The sequence below is a fragment of the Burkholderia sp. BCC1977 genome, assembly GCF_905339595.1.
Classification (GTDB): Bacteria; Pseudomonadota; Gammaproteobacteria; order Burkholderiales; family Burkholderiaceae; genus Burkholderia.
In genome coordinates this window covers 1-15,527 of the sequence record NZ_CAJPGQ010000075.1, presented here as the reverse complement: position 1 = coordinate 15,527, position 15,527 = coordinate 1, and the positions used below count along the sequence as shown (strand labels likewise).

Annotated in this window: 15 protein-coding genes; 13 read left to right on the top strand and 2 right to left on the bottom strand. The window is 60.0% G+C overall.

The genetic code is table 11. From position 1 onward, the window contains the following. On the bottom strand, positions 1–251 hold a 251-nt coding region (locus U5771_RS33790; RefSeq protein WP_322027958.1), incomplete at its 3' end, for a transposase. Between U5771_RS33790 and U5771_RS33785 the strand changes: the two genes are divergently transcribed. Both U5771_RS33785 and U5771_RS33780 read left to right on the top strand, forming a co-directional pair. Next, positions 250–915 carry a methyl-accepting chemotaxis protein gene (locus U5771_RS33785; RefSeq protein ID WP_322027957.1) on the top strand — a complete coding sequence of 222 codons (666 nt, stop codon included), beginning with the start codon at positions 250–252 and terminating at the stop codon, positions 913–915. The genes U5771_RS33790 and U5771_RS33785 overlap by 2 nt on opposite strands. After that, positions 909–1,187 (top strand): methyl-accepting chemotaxis protein, encoded by a 279-nt coding sequence (locus U5771_RS33780; RefSeq protein ID WP_322027956.1) that lies wholly within the window; start codon positions 909–911, stop codon positions 1,185–1,187. The genes U5771_RS33785 and U5771_RS33780 overlap by 7 nt, the downstream gene beginning before the upstream one ends. A gap of 261 nt (positions 1,188–1,448) precedes the next feature. On the opposite strand, the gene U5771_RS33775 is transcribed toward U5771_RS33780, so the two are convergent. Continuing rightward, positions 1,449–2,090 carry an AraC family transcriptional regulator gene (locus U5771_RS33775; RefSeq protein WP_322027955.1) on the bottom strand — a complete coding sequence of 214 codons (642 nt, stop codon included), beginning with the start codon at positions 2,088–2,090 and terminating at the stop codon, positions 1,449–1,451. Positions 2,091–2,514: 424 nt separating this feature from the next. Between U5771_RS33775 and U5771_RS33770 the strand changes: the two genes are divergently transcribed. From U5771_RS33770 to U5771_RS33720, 11 genes are all read left to right on the top strand, one after another. Continuing rightward, complete coding sequence (locus U5771_RS33770; RefSeq protein ID WP_322027954.1) at positions 2,515–3,336, top strand: NAD(P)-dependent oxidoreductase; 822 nt, start codon at positions 2,515–2,517, stop codon at positions 3,334–3,336. Positions 3,337–3,477: 141 nt separating this feature from the next. Continuing rightward, positions 3,478–5,577 (top strand): 3-hydroxyacyl-CoA dehydrogenase NAD-binding domain-containing protein, encoded by a 2,100-nt coding sequence (locus tag U5771_RS33765; RefSeq protein WP_415859466.1) that lies wholly within the window; start codon positions 3,478–3,480, stop codon positions 5,575–5,577. A gap of 34 nt (positions 5,578–5,611) precedes the next feature. Beyond that, a complete protein-coding gene (locus U5771_RS33760; RefSeq protein WP_322027952.1) occupies positions 5,612–6,790 on the top strand; it encodes an acetyl-CoA C-acyltransferase in 1,179 nt (392 codons plus the stop codon). Between the two features lie 12 nt (positions 6,791–6,802). Further along, the gene (locus U5771_RS33755) at positions 6,803–7,591 is read left to right on the top strand and encodes an enoyl-CoA hydratase (protein ID WP_322027951.1); all 789 of its coding nucleotides are present in this window, start codon (positions 6,803–6,805) and stop codon (positions 7,589–7,591) included. A gap of 211 nt (positions 7,592–7,802) precedes the next feature. Beyond that, the gene (locus U5771_RS33750; protein WP_322027950.1) at positions 7,803–8,984 is read left to right on the top strand and encodes a homogentisate 1,2-dioxygenase; all 1,182 of its coding nucleotides are present in this window, start codon (positions 7,803–7,805) and stop codon (positions 8,982–8,984) included. Then, the gene (locus U5771_RS33745) at positions 8,981–9,976 is read left to right on the top strand and encodes a fumarylacetoacetate hydrolase family protein (RefSeq protein WP_322027949.1); all 996 of its coding nucleotides are present in this window, start codon (positions 8,981–8,983) and stop codon (positions 9,974–9,976) included. Before U5771_RS33750 ends, U5771_RS33745 begins: the two co-directional genes overlap by 4 nt. A gap of 8 nt (positions 9,977–9,984) precedes the next feature. After that, positions 9,985–10,635: a flavin reductase family protein gene (locus tag U5771_RS33740; RefSeq protein WP_322027948.1), complete on the top strand. Its 651-nt coding sequence runs from the start codon at positions 9,985–9,987 to the stop codon at positions 10,633–10,635. Beyond that, positions 10,632–12,515 carry an acyl-CoA synthetase gene (locus U5771_RS33735; protein ID WP_322027947.1) on the top strand — a complete coding sequence of 628 codons (1,884 nt, stop codon included), beginning with the start codon at positions 10,632–10,634 and terminating at the stop codon, positions 12,513–12,515. Before U5771_RS33740 ends, U5771_RS33735 begins: the two co-directional genes overlap by 4 nt. After that, complete coding sequence (locus tag U5771_RS33730) at positions 12,512–13,657, top strand: hypothetical protein (RefSeq protein ID WP_322027946.1); 1,146 nt, start codon at positions 12,512–12,514, stop codon at positions 13,655–13,657. The genes U5771_RS33735 and U5771_RS33730 overlap by 4 nt, the downstream gene beginning before the upstream one ends. 161 nt (positions 13,658–13,818) lie before the next feature. Then, the gene (locus U5771_RS33725; protein WP_322027945.1) at positions 13,819–14,256 is read left to right on the top strand and encodes a nuclear transport factor 2 family protein; all 438 of its coding nucleotides are present in this window, start codon (positions 13,819–13,821) and stop codon (positions 14,254–14,256) included. 12 nt (positions 14,257–14,268) lie between these two features. Continuing rightward, positions 14,269–15,525 (top strand): MFS transporter, encoded by a 1,257-nt coding sequence (locus U5771_RS33720; RefSeq protein ID WP_322027944.1) that lies wholly within the window; start codon positions 14,269–14,271, stop codon positions 15,523–15,525. Positions 15,526–15,527 lie beyond the last annotated feature (2 nt).

Below are 15,527 nucleotides of genomic sequence, written 5' to 3'. Positions count from 1 at the left end.
GCGTTGATCTCTTTCATCACGTCCAGCTCGAGATCGCGCTCGGCAAGCATCTTCTTCAGCCGCGCATTCTCTTGCTCGAGTTGCTTGAGTCGCTTCACGTCGGCAGCCTCCAGCCCGCCGAAATGTTGTCGCCAGTTGTAAATGGTTTGCTCGCTGACCCCGTGCTTCTTCGCCACCTCTGCGACGGGCGCCTTGTCCGCCTCACGCAGGATCGTGACCATCTGCTCGTCGGTAAACCGGCTCTTTTTCATGACTTCCTTTCTCCGTTGGAAGCCATTCTCTCAAGTTTCAACGGGTCCGAAAATTCCAGGGCAGGTCAGCCTCACGGTTGTGATCCTCGCCGTGCTCGCAGCGGTGTCCCACTTCGTCGCGCGTGCGATCTGGGGCGACCTGGGCGGCGAGCCGAGCTACGCGCGGCAGATTGCGCGATCGATCGTAGTCGCACGTAAGAGCGGGGATTCAACAAGCCTGCTCGCGATGCTTGACGATATGAAAGATCAGCTAAGAAAGATGGTCGCTGGAATTCTCGAATCGGCTGAAGCCATCGGCGTTGCGACGAGAGAGATATCGTCCGGCAACGCAGACCTCTTCTCGAGAACCGAAGAGCAGGAACGCAGCTTGAGCGAAACCGCGTCGTCGCTCGCCGAATTGGCTGGAACAGTGGCGAACAATGCGGACACTGCGCGACAGGCCAACGATCTCGTCATTTCCGCGGCCCAGATCGCCGAGAAAGGGGGCGACGTGGTTGCCAACGTCGTCATGACGATGAGCGACATTCACGAGTCGGCGCGGCGGATTAACGATATCACCCGACTAATCGACAGCATCGCATTCCAGACCAATATCCTCACGCTGAATGCCGCCGTTGAGGCGGTACGCGCGCGGGTGAGCGGGGACGGGGATTTGCAGTGGTAGCGAGCGAAGTACGCAGCCTCGCGCAGCGCAGCGCCAATGCCGCAAAGGAAATCAAGGAACTGATCGGCACGTCGTCGGGACAGGTTTCGACCGGGCAGCAATTGGTCGAAGATGCGGGCACGACAATGAACGAGATCGTGTCATCGGTCCGAGGCGTCACGGCGATCGTGGCGACGATCGAGCCGGCTAGCGCCGAGCAGAGCCGTGCTCTCGAAACCAATGGTGCGATCGGACAAATGGACGAAGCGACGCCGCGCAATGCGGCCGACTGAACAGGCGAGCGCGGTGACCCTATCGCTGCAGGAGCAGGTCGAGCATCTGCAAAAGGCGGTCAGGGCGTTTACTTTTTAAAAGAGCAAGATCGTCCCGGCCGTTGTCTACGGATAACATGTGACGATACCGTCGCGTCGGGTATCAACGCCGTCGACTCAGTGAAGCTCGCTCGGTCGTCAATTCAATCGCCGCCTGCTGTCGGCGCTGCCGGACGAAATGGTGCCGTTAAGGCGTTTCAGAATAAGCAGGATGTCCGGCGCTTACGCATCAAACACTTCGAGCTGACGTGATCCGGCAACGATATCGCGAGGCCTCAAGCCGTATACTTGCTTGACGGTGTGACTGAAATGCGTCGAATCGGGATAACCCCCGTCCAGTGCCACATCGGTGAGATTGGTCGGGTTTGTTACAAGCATTCCGATCACGTTGCGCGCCCGTCGCCATGCCTGGTATCGCCGAAATGGCACTCCCATCTCTTGCTTGAACAAATGTAAGAATCGGGAAAACGAAAGGTTGACCTCTTGGGCGCAATTTTCTGCGATATGGCGCTGCAGAGGTTGATCTCGAATGAGCGATACCACGTGTCCAATGCGCGGGTCGAGAGGCTTGGGCCTGAGCGCTGCACCGTAGAGTACCCGCTCCAGCCCAACGCTAAACAGCTCCTGCTGTGAGGCGCCTGCAGTGAAATCATCGAGCAATGCACGAACCCTGCCTGCAAGTACTGGCACGCCGTTGAACCGCCGCGCCCCCTCTTGGTGACAAGGAAGTTGCGAGGGGTCGATACTTTCCGGCTCGACCACAATCACTGCAATTGAGTGATCGGGCGAAGCTATTTGATGGTGGACATAGGGACGGACCACGGCAACATCATGTTCCGCCCACGAGCCGTTCTCCTGGCGCAATGCGAAGGGCCTACGAAGAGAGACGTAGACTGTGTAGGCTCCTAGTTCACGGTAAGCGGGGTTTCCTAGCCTTCCAACGTAGAGTGCTCGATCGGCGTCCATCGCGAGGATACCTGTGGCCTCAGATTCCGGCGTAAACACCGTTGGTGCGCAGTTCATGGCGTTAAAACTAGAAGAGAAAGGACAAGCGCATCATCGTCATAGGTGCCGACTGACGACAATGCGGGAAAACGCGAGGATCGCGCAGTGGCCGTCATTCTTGGCCGTTGGCCCACTGGCGCAAGCGTGAGAATTCAGGGCGGTCGACACGTGCAGCAAGTCCCTGCGTTCCGCGAGCGAACTCGAACGCAGCTAGTTGCCGCAAGCAAGCGCGATCGCGTGTTGTTAGCCTTGATGCCTTCTTAGTTGCATCGCTCCCGATGTCATGACCACGCTGAAAGGCAAGACTCTGTTCATCTCCGGCGCTAGCCGCGGCATCGGAAAAGCGATTGCGCTGCGTGCAGCGCGCGACGGCACCAACGTCGTTGTGGCGGCAAAGACCGTCGAGCCCGATCCGAGGCTCCCTGGCACGATTTATTCGGCTGCGGATGAGATTCGTGAGGCTGGAGGGCAAGCTCTTCCGCTAGTGGTGGACGTGCGCAACGAGCTTCAAGTGCAGCAGGCAGTGGCTGCGGCTGTCGAGCAGTTCGGAGGGATCGACATCCTGGTGAACAATGCCAGCGCGATCACATTGTCTGGTGTCGGGGAGTTGCCGATGAAAAGATATGACCTGATGATGGAGATCAATGTGCGCGGCAGTTATCTCTGCGCACAGGCATGCCTGCCTCATCTGCTGAAGGCCGCCAATCCACACATCCTGACGCTGTCGCCGCCACTGAACTGGGACGCAAAGTGGTTCGAGCGGAATACGGCGTATACCATCTCTAAGTACGCGATGAGCATGGTTGCCTTTGGTCTGGCGTCGGAGCTTCGTCGATATGGGATCGCCTCTAATGCGTTATGGCCTCGCACCCTGATCGCCACCGCGGCGCTAAGCAATGTGACTCCTGTTCTGGGGAGCTTCGCTGGCAAGCCCGAAATCATGGCTGATGCTGCATGGCACATCCCAACTGCGCCGAGCACTGACCGAACGGGCACCTTCCTGCTCGATGAAGACGTGCTGCGCGCGGCCGGAACGACTGACTTTTCGGCGTACCTCGTCACTCCAGGAACCGAGCCGCAGATTGACCTTTTCGTGGATTCTTGAACTCATCATAGGTGAGTGCACTTCGCAAGTCTTGCTGGAGTGTGGAAATGACATCGCGCCCCGCTTCAGATAAATGATGCAAACGATATATCGGGCGCTCCATAGATTTTTGACTTTCAATATCTATTCATAGGAATGGAAATGAGTCCGGTGAGCTATCGCGTAGACAAAGGCGTCTGCGTCGTTGAGATGAATGATCCGCCAGTCAATGCGCTTGGCTACGCCATGCGTGTCGCATTGATGGAGGCGCTGGACCGCGCCCAGGCAGATGCCGCGGTGCAGGCGATCGTGCTGGCGGGTAACGGCAAGGCATTCTCTGGTGGTGCCGATATCCGGGAGTTTTCTCAAGGTGGCGTGGATACCGAACCAACGGTACCCACGATCATCGATACGATCGAGACTTGCACGAAGCCCGTTATCGCCGCCGTGGAGGGTGCGTGTCTCGGAGGCGGGCTGGAGGTTGCCCTAGGGTGCCACTTTCGGGTGGCCGCGCGTGATGCGCAGATTGGGCTTCCGGAAGTGAAGCTGGGACTGGTCCCGGGCGCCGGCGGGACCCAACGCCTTCCGCGGCTTGCGGGCGTCGAGAACGCGCTCAATCTCATCGTGTCCGGCGCACACCAGCGCGCTGGCGCGTTGGAAAACTCTCAGCTCTTCGACCTCTGCACAGATAGCGATCCCGTAGGAGCTGCGGTGGTATTTGCTCGTCGGATAGTGGAGGAGGGGCGGCCACTGCAGCGCGCACGCGATTGCGTTATCGAAATGCCGCACCGTGAGGCGTTCTTCCAGTTCGCCAGAAATTCCGTTAAGGCTGCTTCAAAGAACTACCCGGCACCGTTGCAGTGTGTCGAGTTGGTAGCGGCCGCAGTGGAGAAGTCCTTCGATGCCGCTTTGGCGCAGGAGAGTGCTGCGTTTATGCAGCTGTTGTCGACGCCCGAATCGCAGGCCCTGCGGCATGCGTTCTTTGCAGAGCGAGCAGCCAGTAAGCTGGCCGACGTGCCGGCTGATACTCCGCTCCGCGCCATTCAGTCCGTTGCCGTCGTCGGTGCTGGCACCATGGGCGGCGGCATTGCAATGGCCTTCGCTAATGCTGGAATTCCCGTCCAACTCCTGGAGCAGAACGGCGCGGCGTTGGAAAAGGGGCTAGCCGCGATTCGCAAGTCATACGAGGCGAATCTTAAGAAGGGCAAGCTGAGTCCTGAGAAGTTGGAGGCGCGCGTATCGCTTGTGCGCGGCACCCTGAAGTATGACGACCTGGCCGATGTGGATCTTGTGGTCGAGGCAGTCTTCGAGGACATGGCAGTCAAGCGTTCGGTGTTCGAAGCGCTCGACAGTGTGGCCAAGCCAGGGGCTATCCTTGCCACCAACACTTCGACATTGGACGTTGACGTCATCGCAAGCTATACGAATCGGCCGCAGGATGTAGTGGGCTTGCACTTCTTCAGCCCCGCCAACGTCATGCCTCTGCTCGAGATCGTTCGTGGTCGGGCCACAGCGAAAGATGTGCTGGCCACCGCATTGACGCTGGCGCGCAAGATTCGCAAGACGTCGGTGGTGTCCGGGGTTTGCCACGGATTCATCGGCAATCGAATGATGTCTCGTTACCAGGAGCAGGCGTTGGCGATGCTCGAGGAAGGCGCGTTGCCGCAACAGGTGGACAACGCGCTCGAGCGCTGGGGCATGGCCATGGGCCCGCTTCGGATGTGCGACCTGGCGGGAAACGATGTGATGCAGCTCATTCGCAAACACCATTTTGCAGGTCGTCCAGCGGAAGCGGAGAGTTGGCGCTTGGCAGACCAACTTTGCGATCGGGGGCGATACGGCCAGAAGACCGGCCTAGGCTGGTATCGCTATGAGCCCGGCAAGCGCGAGGCAACACCGGACGTTGAGGTCGAGGCGCTAATCGTCGAGCACAGCCGATCATTGGGGCTGAAGCGGCGCAAATTCACTGACGAGGAAATCGTGCAGCGCTGCGTCCTCGCACTGGTCAACGAAGGCGCTCGCATTCTGGAAGAAGGCATCGCGCAACGTGCCTCCGACTTGGACCTCGTTTATCTGACCGGCTACGGATTCCCAGCCTCCCGTGGCGGCCCGATGCTCTGGGCTGACGGTATGGGGCTATTGAAGGCGGCGCGTCTCATGCAGCGCTATTCGACGGCTGCACGCACCGCCCCCGTGGCCAAGGCTTGGCTGCCCGCGCCGTTGCTGCAGCGTCTAGTCGCTGAAGGCAAGTCCTTCACCTGACTACACCTGAGGCTTTTCCATCCAGGACAAACAAATGAACGAAGCAGTGATCGTCTCCACCGCCCGCACCGCAATGACCAAGTCGTGGCGCGGCGGGTTCAACATGACCCATGGTGCCACTCTCGGGGGAGGCACCATCGCAGCCGCAGTTGCTCGCGCGGGAATCGAGCCCGGCGAGGTTGAGGATGTCGTAATGGGCACCGCCTTCGGCGAAGGTGCTACCGGGGCGAACATCGCGCGTCAGGCGGCCTTGCGAGCAGGGCTTCCGGTAAGCGTCGCCGGGACCACCATCAATCGATTTTGCTCCTCTGGCCTGCAGGCAATCGCCATGGCAGCTCAGCGTGTCATCGTTGATGGGGTGCCCGTGGCCGTGGCGGGGGGCGTGGAGTCCATCTCCTGTGTACAAGCCGAGATGAACCAGCACATGCTGCAGGATCCGTGGCTTGCAGAGCATAAGCCGGAGTTGTATTGGCCGATGCTGCAAACTGCGGAAACGGTGGCGAAGCGCTATAAAATCGGCCGAGAAGAGCAGGATGTCTACGCCCTGCGCAGCCAGCAGCGGTGTGCGCAGGCACAGGCGGAAGGGCGCTTCGATGATGAGATCGTCCCCTTGGAAGTCACCATGGGTGTCGCCGACAAAGCTACCGGCCGACTTTCGACCAAGGTGGTTACGGTTAAAGCCGATGAAGGTGTGCGCCCCGATACCACCGAGGATGGCCTTGCTGCGTTGCGCGCCGTTATCCGCGGAGGTAGCGTGACTGCCGGTAACGCGAGCCAGTTTTCCGACGGTGCTTCGGCGTGCGTGGTAATGAATGCTCGCTTGGCCGAGCAACGCAACTTGCGTCCCCTTGGAGTCTTTCGCGGCTTCGCAGCAGTGGGGTGCGAGCCAGACGAGATGGGTATCGGGCCGGTGTTCGCGATTCCGCTTCTGCTCGAACGCCACGGACTTTCGATCGACGACATCGGTCTGTGGGAACTGAACGAGGCCTTCGCGGTGCAAGTGCTGTACTGCCGTGACAAGCTCGGCATTGCCGATGAGCGTCTGAACGTCAACGGTGGAGCCATCGCGTTGGGGCACCCGTACGGCATGTCTGGCGCCCGAATGGTCGGTCATGCACTCCTAGAAGGTCGTCGCCGAGGCGAGAAGTTTGTCGTCGTAACGATGTGTGTGGGCGGCGGCATGGGTGCGGCCGGCCTGTTCGAAGTGGTTTGAGAGAGGCGCTCCATGGGTGACACTGTCGTCATGATGCAAGCGGATGGTGTGCTGCGCATCGAGATCCGCCGGCCCGAGAAGAAGAATGCGTTGAGCGCGCCGATGTATGCAGCGCTCGCCGACGCAATTGCTGCGTGCGAAAGTGACCCGTTTGTGCGCGTGCTGCTTCTGCTTGGACAGCCTGATGTTTTCTGTTCGGGCAACGACATGCAGGATTTCATGCAGTCGGCGCGACCGTCCGCAGGAACCGATTCGATTGACGACGGACCGGTGCTGCGATTTATGAGGGCGCTCAGCCAAGCCACCAAGCCCGTCGTTGCCGCGGTCAACGGGCTTGCGATCGGCGTCGGGGCAACGATGCTGCTGCATTGCGATTTGGTCTGTGCTTCCGACAGCGCTCGCTTCCAGTTTCCCTTCGTCGCGTTAGGCCTATGCCCTGAGTTCGGCGCGAGCCTGCTGATGCCGGCGCGCGCCGGCTACCAGCGTTCGGCCGAATTGCTGATGCTCGCAGAGCCTTTCAGTGCAGCAAAAGCCAAGGAATACGGGCTTATCAACGAGGTAGCGCAGGAGGGGCGAGCCGATGAGTGGGCGCTGCAGCGGGCGCAACGCCTGGCGAAGATGCCGGCCGGGGCGTTGCGGTTGACGAAACGGCTCCTGAAGCAAGCGGACGCTACTGCGCTGCAGAAACGCTTAGATGACGAACTGCACTACCTGGTCGAGTGTGTACGCTCGCCAGAGGCGGCCGAAGCATTCGCGGCCTTTGCACAGAGGCGCCCGGCCGATTTCTCTCGATTTGACTGAGGGTTCGAGCGGGTGGTACCGAGGGAGCATGACGGTAACTACCCGCCTGTAGTCGCGTTGGCGCCGAACGTGCGCCTTTGGCCGATCCGGGGTAATAGGCACGGTGACAAGTTGGCGCAAGACGTATTCAGTCGAACGTTTTTATTCTGACATTAGTCGCCGTCCCCGGGGCCGGGGCCGGCGTTCAATCGGAGCAGCTACTGGAGGTCCGATGAGCCAACGAAAATGGAATTTTGTCGCACCGGCACGGCAGGGCGTATTCTCGCCGCAAGCGCATGTCGGCACGCCCCCGGGTACCTTCGAGCGGGAGGTCGGACGAGACGGCTTCTTCGGTTCAGCTACCCAGATGTACCACCGCAATCCACCCGTCGCGTGGTCGGGCGTCGAGGGGCCGCTTCGGCCGAGAGCTATCAATCCCAGTAAGGTGGTAAAGCCGACCTCGTCACCGTGGGAGGCGCTGGAGACCATGCATAACGCGTGCGTTCGAGTCCGGTACTGGTGCATTGAGTCCTCGATGGACCATCTGGTGCGCAATAGCGATGGTGACGAGCTTCTCTTCGTGCATCAAGGTGAGGGAGTGTTGTTCTGCGATTGGGGCAGCCTGTCCTACGAGCCTGGCGACTATATCGTTTTGCCGCGCGGCGCGATGTGGCGAATCGAGACGCGTGTGCGCACGGAGATGCTTTTGGTCGAATCAACGGGCGCCCCGTACAGCTTGCCTGATCGCGGCCCCCTCGGAAAGTACGTGCCGTTCGACCCAGGCGTCATGGATCATCCGTTGATCGACGACGCTTTTCGTGCTCAGCAGGGCGGTGGCACGTGGCAGGTCCGTGTTAAGCGCTGTCAGCAATTAAGCGTCGTCACCTATCCCTATAACCCGCTCGATGCGGTTGGTTGGCAGGGGGATCTGCACCCGGTGCGAATTAATGTGCGCGACATCCGATCTGTTTCCAATCACCGCGTCCACATGTCGCCGCAGACGTATTCCACGTTCTTAGGCAATCGCTTCGTCGTATGCACGTTCACGCCCCGGCTCGTCGAGACTGACGCGGACGCCATGAAGCTCCCGTTCTTCCATAACAACGACGACTTCGAAGAGGTGCTCTTCTATCATCGAGGTCAGCTTGGCAGTCGCGGCTCGGTTGTTTCCGAGGGCGCCATGACTCTGCATCCGAGCGGGCTCACACACGGCCCGCACCCCGAGGCAATGCAGTACATGTTCAAGGTGCCCATCACACTTGCCGAGTTCTACACGGTCATGATCGACACGCTGGATCCCCTCGAAGTGCCCGAACTGCCGCCGGACTGTGAGAACGTCGAGTACGTCAACAGCTGGCGTGGCCATATCGCAATTGCGCCCGACGCGAAGCCGGCTGATGGGGTGACGAAATGAAGCTGGCTACGCTGAACGATGGCACGCGAGACGGCCGGCTAGTGGTCGTGAGTCGGGACCTTCGTCGTGCGGTGACAGTGGAAGATATAGCGCCGACTATGCAGGCCGCCCTGGACGACTGGGAGCGCATCAGTCCTCTGCTCGAGTTGCGGTACGCGGCGCTGCAGACCGGCCACGAGCCGGCGATGCACCTGGATATCGACCAGTTGGCAGCGCCCCTGCCGCGCACGTACTCGTGGATCGACGCTAGCGCCTATCTCAGCCACATGGAGCGCGCGCAGAAGTTGCGCGGTGCGACACCTCCCCCGTCCTACACGGAAGAGCCGCTGCTCTATGACGGTCCGTCAGGAACGTTCCTCTCTGCAACGGCGCCGATACCACTGCCTCCAGGCGATGTTGGTATGGACATCGAGGGTGAGATCGGGGTCGTGCTCGGCGATATGCCCTTGGGGACGGCGACAGAGGATGTCGCGAGTTACATCAGGCTGTTCACGCTTGTGAACGACGTGAGTCTGCGCACTGTTATTCAGCAAGCCATCGCGAAAGGCCAGAATCCCCTGTACCACGGCAAGCCGCCTTGCTCAATGGCACCAGTCGCTGTGACGCCGGACGAACTCGGTTCGGCGTGGGACGGTCGTCGGCTCAGCTTGCCGTTGCTCTGCTCCATCAATGGCCAGGAGTTGGGGCGCGCCAATGCGGGCGTGGACATGCATTTCGATTTCCCAACCCTACTGGCCCGCGCAGTTCGCACTCGAAGCCTATCGGCGGGCACTGTGCTCGGCAGCGGGACGGTGTCGAACCGCGATGCGAGCCTCGGAGTTTCCTGCATTGCCGAGCGCCGCATGCTCGAGGTGCTGGAAGGCGGTCAACCCACGACACCATATCTGCGGTCCGGTGACCGGGTGCGCATCGAGATGTGTGGGTCCGACGGCAAGAGCATTTTCGGCGCGATCGACCAGACAGTTGTCGCGGTGGACAATCCTGTGAACTGAACCTATTTATGCACTACACCCCCCTTTTGCAGGACCACAACCTTCCGCATGACCCGATGCTGGCTTTGGTTGTGCCTCGGCCGATTGGCTGGATCAGCACCGTCAATTCTGATGGTATCGTGAACTTGGCTCCGTACAGCTTCTTCAACCTGCTGTCCGGACGTCCTCCATACGTCATGTTTTCGAGCAATGGCTACAAGGACTCGCAGCGCAATGCTGAGGCGACTGGAGAGTTCGTGTGCAACGTGGCCACGTACGACCTTCGGGAAGCGGTGGACCTGAGTTCTGCGCCGCTGGAGCCTCACTTCAGTGAGCCGACCCTCCTTGGACTTGAAATGGCGCCTTCCGTCAAAGTACAGGTTCCGCGGGTTGCGCGTTCGCCCGGCGCGCTCGAGTGTCGCTACCTCCAGACCGTGGAGCTTCCGGGTTTGAACGGCAAGCCCAATGCGTCCATGGTGATCGGGGAAGTAATCAGCGTGTATGTGGATGACGACGTCTTGGTCAACGGCATGGTGGATCTGCACCGTGTTCGGCCAATTACTCGCCTCGGCTACCTTGATTACGGGGCGCTAGGGGAAATATGGAGCTCACCGCGTCCAGACGCCGAAATGCTGGTCGCTCGGGCTGCCGCGCTCGGCACCAAGGATGCGGCGAAATGAAAGCACTGCCGCTCTTCCGCACGCTGGCGGACATTGAAGCGTTCGAGGCGGTCCCACTCGAGCAGCGTATGTCTGGCATGCAGAGCGCATATGACGTGATCTTGCGCAGTGCGCAGCGCAAACCTGAGGCCACTGCGTTGGTGTTCATGCCGGACGGCGACCCGGATACACCGGCCGTGGAGATCAACTACCGTACGTTTGCGCATAGTGCGACGCAGGCGGCAAATGCATTTCACGCGCTGGGCATTGGCTCTGATGACGTGGTGTCGTACCTTCTGCCCAATCTACCTCAGACTCACTTTGTCTTGTGGGGTGCGATGGCGGCGGGGATCGTCAACCCCATCAATCCATTGCTCGAGGCTGAGCACTTAGTGCAGATTTGTCAGGCTGCCGGTACGCGCGTGCTAGTGACACTCGCGCCGGAGCAGGCGCCTGACCTATGGAGCAAAGTATCGTCGCTGATCAGCCGCGTTCCAGATTTAAAGGCAGTGGTGTGCGTAGGCGCTGTCGATGCTGTGCCCACAAGTGAATTTAGCCCTATTCATTCGTTCGAAGCTCTGGTTGCCGCACAGCCCGGAGACCGACTGGTAGGCAGCAGGCGCGCTGGGCGCGCAGACATGGCAGCCTACCTCCATACAGGCGGTACCACCGGTATCCCCAAGATCGCACGGTTGACCCATTTGAATCTGCTAGCCAATGCGGTCGGCACGGATCTTCGCGAACCGGGAGAGGAGCAGGACACGGTGCTGTGTGGCCTGCCGCTCTTCCATGTCAACGGTGTAATGCTGACAGGGTTGATGCCTTTCGCGGCCGGCGACCGCGTCGTGCTGATGAGCCCGAACGGATACCGCAACAAGTCAGTTATCGACAACATCTGGCGCATCGTGGAGCGCTACCAAGCAACGCACATTTCAGGCGTGCCGACGCTGTACGCAGCGCTGTTGAACGTTCCGACTGCGGGGGCCGACATATCGTCGCTGCGCTATGCAGTGTGCGGAGCTGCCCCTATGCCGCCCGAATTGATGCGGAACTTTGAGCGGACAACTGGCGTACCCGTACTGGAAGGGTACGGACTTACCGAAGGAGCCTGTGTCAGTTCTGCCAACCCCAGAGACGGAGAGCGTCGTGTTGGCTCGATCGGCCTGCGGCAGCCCTATCAGGAGATGAAGGTTGTGCGGCGTGACGAGCGTGGTGCCTGGTCAGGCGATTGTGCATTCGACGAGGTCGGTCACGTTTTAATTAAGGGCCCGAATATTTTTGCTGGATACAAGCGGGATATCGATAACGAGGGAGTATGGCTGGCTGATGGTTGGTTTGATACGGGGGACTTGGGACGCCAAGATCATGACGGATACTTCTGGCTCACCGGCCGCCAGAAGGAACTCATCATTCGTGGGGGGCACAACCTTGATCCGGCGCTGATCGAAGATGCGTTGGCGCGGCATCCCGCGGTGCAGATCGCGGCCGCGGTGGGCAAGCCCGACGCCTACGCCGGCGAACTGCCAGTCGCCTATGTCGTGCTCCGCGCGGGAGTGAAGATCGACACCAGTGAACTTCAGGAGTTCGCCCGCGCGTCGATCACGGAGCGCGCTGCGGTGCCCAACGAGATCTTCGTCGTCGATAACCTGCCGCTGACTGCAGTGGGTAAGGTCTTCAAGCCGGCGCTGCGGTTCGACTCCGCGAGGCGCGTATTGACAGGGGTCCTGGAGGCAGCTTGCTCGGGGTTGGCCAAGATCGACGTGGAGGTCGGTGCACATCCGGTGCATGGTCAATTCGCAACCGTGAAGCTCAGTCAGGTCGAGGACGTAAAGGCCGCGCGCGATGCGGTCGATGCCGCTTTGTCGCCATATAGCATCCGTTATTCGGTTTCCATCACATGAAAACTGGTCACTCTGGAACTGCATATTTAGCCGCGTCGGAACAGGACTATCGCCGTTTTGGCGTGCCCGAAAGCGGAATCGAACTGTACGAGGACGGCGCTCGAACCGACGGTAGCCCCGGCGGCTTCGAATGGTGGTATTTCGATGCGCACCTGGACGATGGTGCCACGCTGGTGGTGGTGTTCATGACAAAGCCGCTGACCGAGGTCGGAGGCGGATTGGCACCAACGATCCGAATTGATCTGCTCATGCCCGACGGCACGGCGGTAAATCGCATCGGTCACTGGCAGCCGAGCGAATACTATGCGTCGAGCGAGCACTGTGACGTACGAATCGGCGACAACGTCTTCCACGGCGACCTGCATCGATACAACATTCGCGCGAAAGTGGACGATGTGGAGGTCGAGATTCAGTTGAACGGACAACTGCTCCCGTGGCGACCTGAGACCGGCTACATGCTGTTTCAGCGCGAGGCGCGTGAGCGTTACCTCGGTTGGTTCGTGGCCGTCCCGCAGGGCAAGGTCATGGCGCGCTACAGCGTGGGAGGCAACGAGCGACAAGTCGGCGGTATCGGCTATCACGACCATAACTGGGGTGATCGAGCGTTGCCGCGGCTGATTCATAACTGGTATTGGGCACGTGGTCAAGCAGGGCCGTACTCGGTCATCGCGGCTATGGTTACGTCGCACGCAGACTTCATGCATGCGCCCATTCCTACGTTTATGCTGGCCAAGGACGGTGTGGTTATCGCCGACGATGCTACCAAGGTCAATTTTTCCGCATCGAACGTGCATATCGACGACCTGACTGGGAAACCCGTTGCCGGTGTCACTCGATACGAATGGAGCGACGACTTGACCAGGTATGTCATCACGTTCACCCATCGAAAGGACCTCGTGCGTTCTCCAATGGTCGACCGACTGCCATGCCTCAAGCGCTGCATCGCGAAGTTGATCGGATTCGATGGCGCCTATCACCGCTTCCTTGGTGAACTTCGTATCGAGCACTTTGAGGGTGACCGACTCGTCGAGGTGCAGACCAACGATGCGGTGTGGGAACTCATGTACCTCGGGCGCAATATGCCGGTGCGTGCTGAGGTGCCGAGCCAATACACACGGGACCGGGCTGCGTTCGGGCGCTAACGCGCCGGGTACCACGCTGCCAGGCGATGGCCGGTCGAAGCCCTGAAGTTGATGCGCATTGTATTGATCCATAGCGTGGTTTCGATGGCACCGTACCACGATAAGCGAAAATCAATTTGGAGCGGATGATGAAGACAGGTGCGGATGAGGAGGCCGCGTCCATGGACGAAACGGTAACGAGCTGGTCGTGCGAGCAGTTGTCGCTGCAGGTCTCGCGGTGGTTCGACCTTGGCGATTTCGAGCGTGCAGCGGCGCTGTTCACTGAGGACGCGGAATTCATCCGCCCGTCCACCTATCCGAATCTGCCCTTGCGCGGACGGGCCGCGATTCAGGAGCTCGGCAAGCAGCTTCCGGCTGGGGTGATGAGTCGGCACGTATGCAGTAATTTCATCGTCGAAGTACAGGGCAAAGACCGTGTCGTATGTCGCAGCCTATTCACGCGCTTTGGCGACAATCGGCCCGAAGACACTCGTCAACAGCCTCTGCCGATAGCTGAATGTCTCCGGTCTGTGGGTGAGTACGAGGAACACATGGTGCGCACGCCGGAAGGCTGGCGCATCGCATCCCGCATCGGCCGCTTCATCTTTGGCGGCATCTGAATTCAAACGTCCATGCGTAATCGATACATTGTTGTCCTCGCCTGTGGGATTGGTCTGGGGCTGAGCTTCGCTCCAATCTTCTTGAGCGCAATGCCCACGCTCCTTAAGCCGATGGCTCAGGCTTTTGGTTGGAGCCGCACGCAAGCTTCTGCGGGCATCGCGGTGGCCACGTTATGCTTGGCTCTTGGCATGCCTCTGGTTGGGCGTTCGGTGGATCGTTTCGGTGTGCGCCCCGTGGTGATCACATCGACCGTGCTTTTCTCGGCGATGTTGTATCTGTTCTCCCGTCTGCCAGGCTCCGTCGCACTGTATGTGGCGATGTCGGCGGCGTTGGGTCTCGCTGCCGTAGGTGCATCGCCGCTGAGCTACATGACAGTGCTGGCGAAATGGTTCGACGCGAGGCTTGGCACTGCGATGGGCACGGCCATGCTGGGCATGGGGCTGGGCTATGCCACAGTACCGTTGTTGGCGGCCAGATGGTCACAAACCATGGGCTGGCAAAGCGCTTTTGCCGCATTAGCAGCGATGTCGACCCTAGCAGTGGTCAATGCTTGGGCGTTTATGCGCGAGCCCCGCCAAACGTCTACTGCAAACAAGCGCCTGAGCCTTCCTGACGATGTTGCGGGTTTGACGGTCACTGAGGCATTAGCCACTCGTTCGTTTTGGCTGCTGGCTGGCGCAGCCTTTTTAGTTTCCGTGGCGATGACTGGCACCGGCGTGCATCTTGTCTCGCTGATGAGTGATCGTGGCTACGCATTCTCTGACGCTGCCAAGGCCGGGTCGCTCCTGGGTGTGGCAGTACTGTCAGCGCGACTGCTTTCCGGCTTTCTTCTCGATCGGATGCCGGTCACGCGTATCGCAGCCATTGCTTTCTTGACGGGTGGAGCGGGCATCTTGGTGTTGTGGTCGGGCGCCGGCGGCGCGGCTCCCTTTGCTGCGGCGTTTTGCATGGGTGTTGCATCGGGCGCGGAAGGCGATATCCTGCCGTTCGCATGCCGCCGGTACTTTGGCCTGCGGGCCTACGGTCAACTCTACGGAATCATCGGTTCGGCGTTCACGTTAGGCGCCGTTGTTGGGCCAGTTGTCATGGGGGTGGCCTTTGACCGTGGCGGCGGTTACGGTCCGATGTTACTAACGTTTGCCGTACTTTGTGTGCTTGCTGCCGTTGCGTCGCTCGCGCTGGGTCGGCCGCGTGTTGCCCAGCAATACGATGGACGCGCGCACGCAGCTTCTTCCCTTACGGCGACTGCAGAAAGTCGACAAGTCTGAAT

Coding starts and splice junctions, on each gene's coding strand:
- U5771_RS33785 (WP_322027957.1), top strand. CDS start 250: ATGACTTCCTTTCTCCGTTGGAAGCCATTCTCTCAAGTTTCAACGGGT.
- U5771_RS33770 (WP_322027954.1), top strand. CDS start 2,515: ATGACCACGCTGAAAGGCAAGACTCTGTTCATCTCCGGCGCTAGCCGC.
- U5771_RS33765 (WP_415859466.1), top strand. CDS start 3,478: ATGAGTCCGGTGAGCTATCGCGTAGACAAAGGCGTCTGCGTCGTTGAG.
- U5771_RS33760 (WP_322027952.1), top strand. CDS start 5,612: ATGAACGAAGCAGTGATCGTCTCCACCGCCCGCACCGCAATGACCAAG.
- U5771_RS33755 (WP_322027951.1), top strand. CDS start 6,803: ATGGGTGACACTGTCGTCATGATGCAAGCGGATGGTGTGCTGCGCATC.
- U5771_RS33750 (WP_322027950.1), top strand. CDS start 7,803: ATGAGCCAACGAAAATGGAATTTTGTCGCACCGGCACGGCAGGGCGTA.
- U5771_RS33745 (WP_322027949.1), top strand. CDS start 8,981: ATGAAGCTGGCTACGCTGAACGATGGCACGCGAGACGGCCGGCTAGTG.
- U5771_RS33740 (WP_322027948.1), top strand. CDS start 9,985: ATGCACTACACCCCCCTTTTGCAGGACCACAACCTTCCGCATGACCCG.
- U5771_RS33735 (WP_322027947.1), top strand. CDS start 10,632: ATGAAAGCACTGCCGCTCTTCCGCACGCTGGCGGACATTGAAGCGTTC.
- U5771_RS33730 (WP_322027946.1), top strand. CDS start 12,512: ATGAAAACTGGTCACTCTGGAACTGCATATTTAGCCGCGTCGGAACAG.
- U5771_RS33725 (WP_322027945.1), top strand. CDS start 13,819: ATGGACGAAACGGTAACGAGCTGGTCGTGCGAGCAGTTGTCGCTGCAG.
- U5771_RS33720 (WP_322027944.1), top strand. CDS start 14,269: ATGCGTAATCGATACATTGTTGTCCTCGCCTGTGGGATTGGTCTGGGG.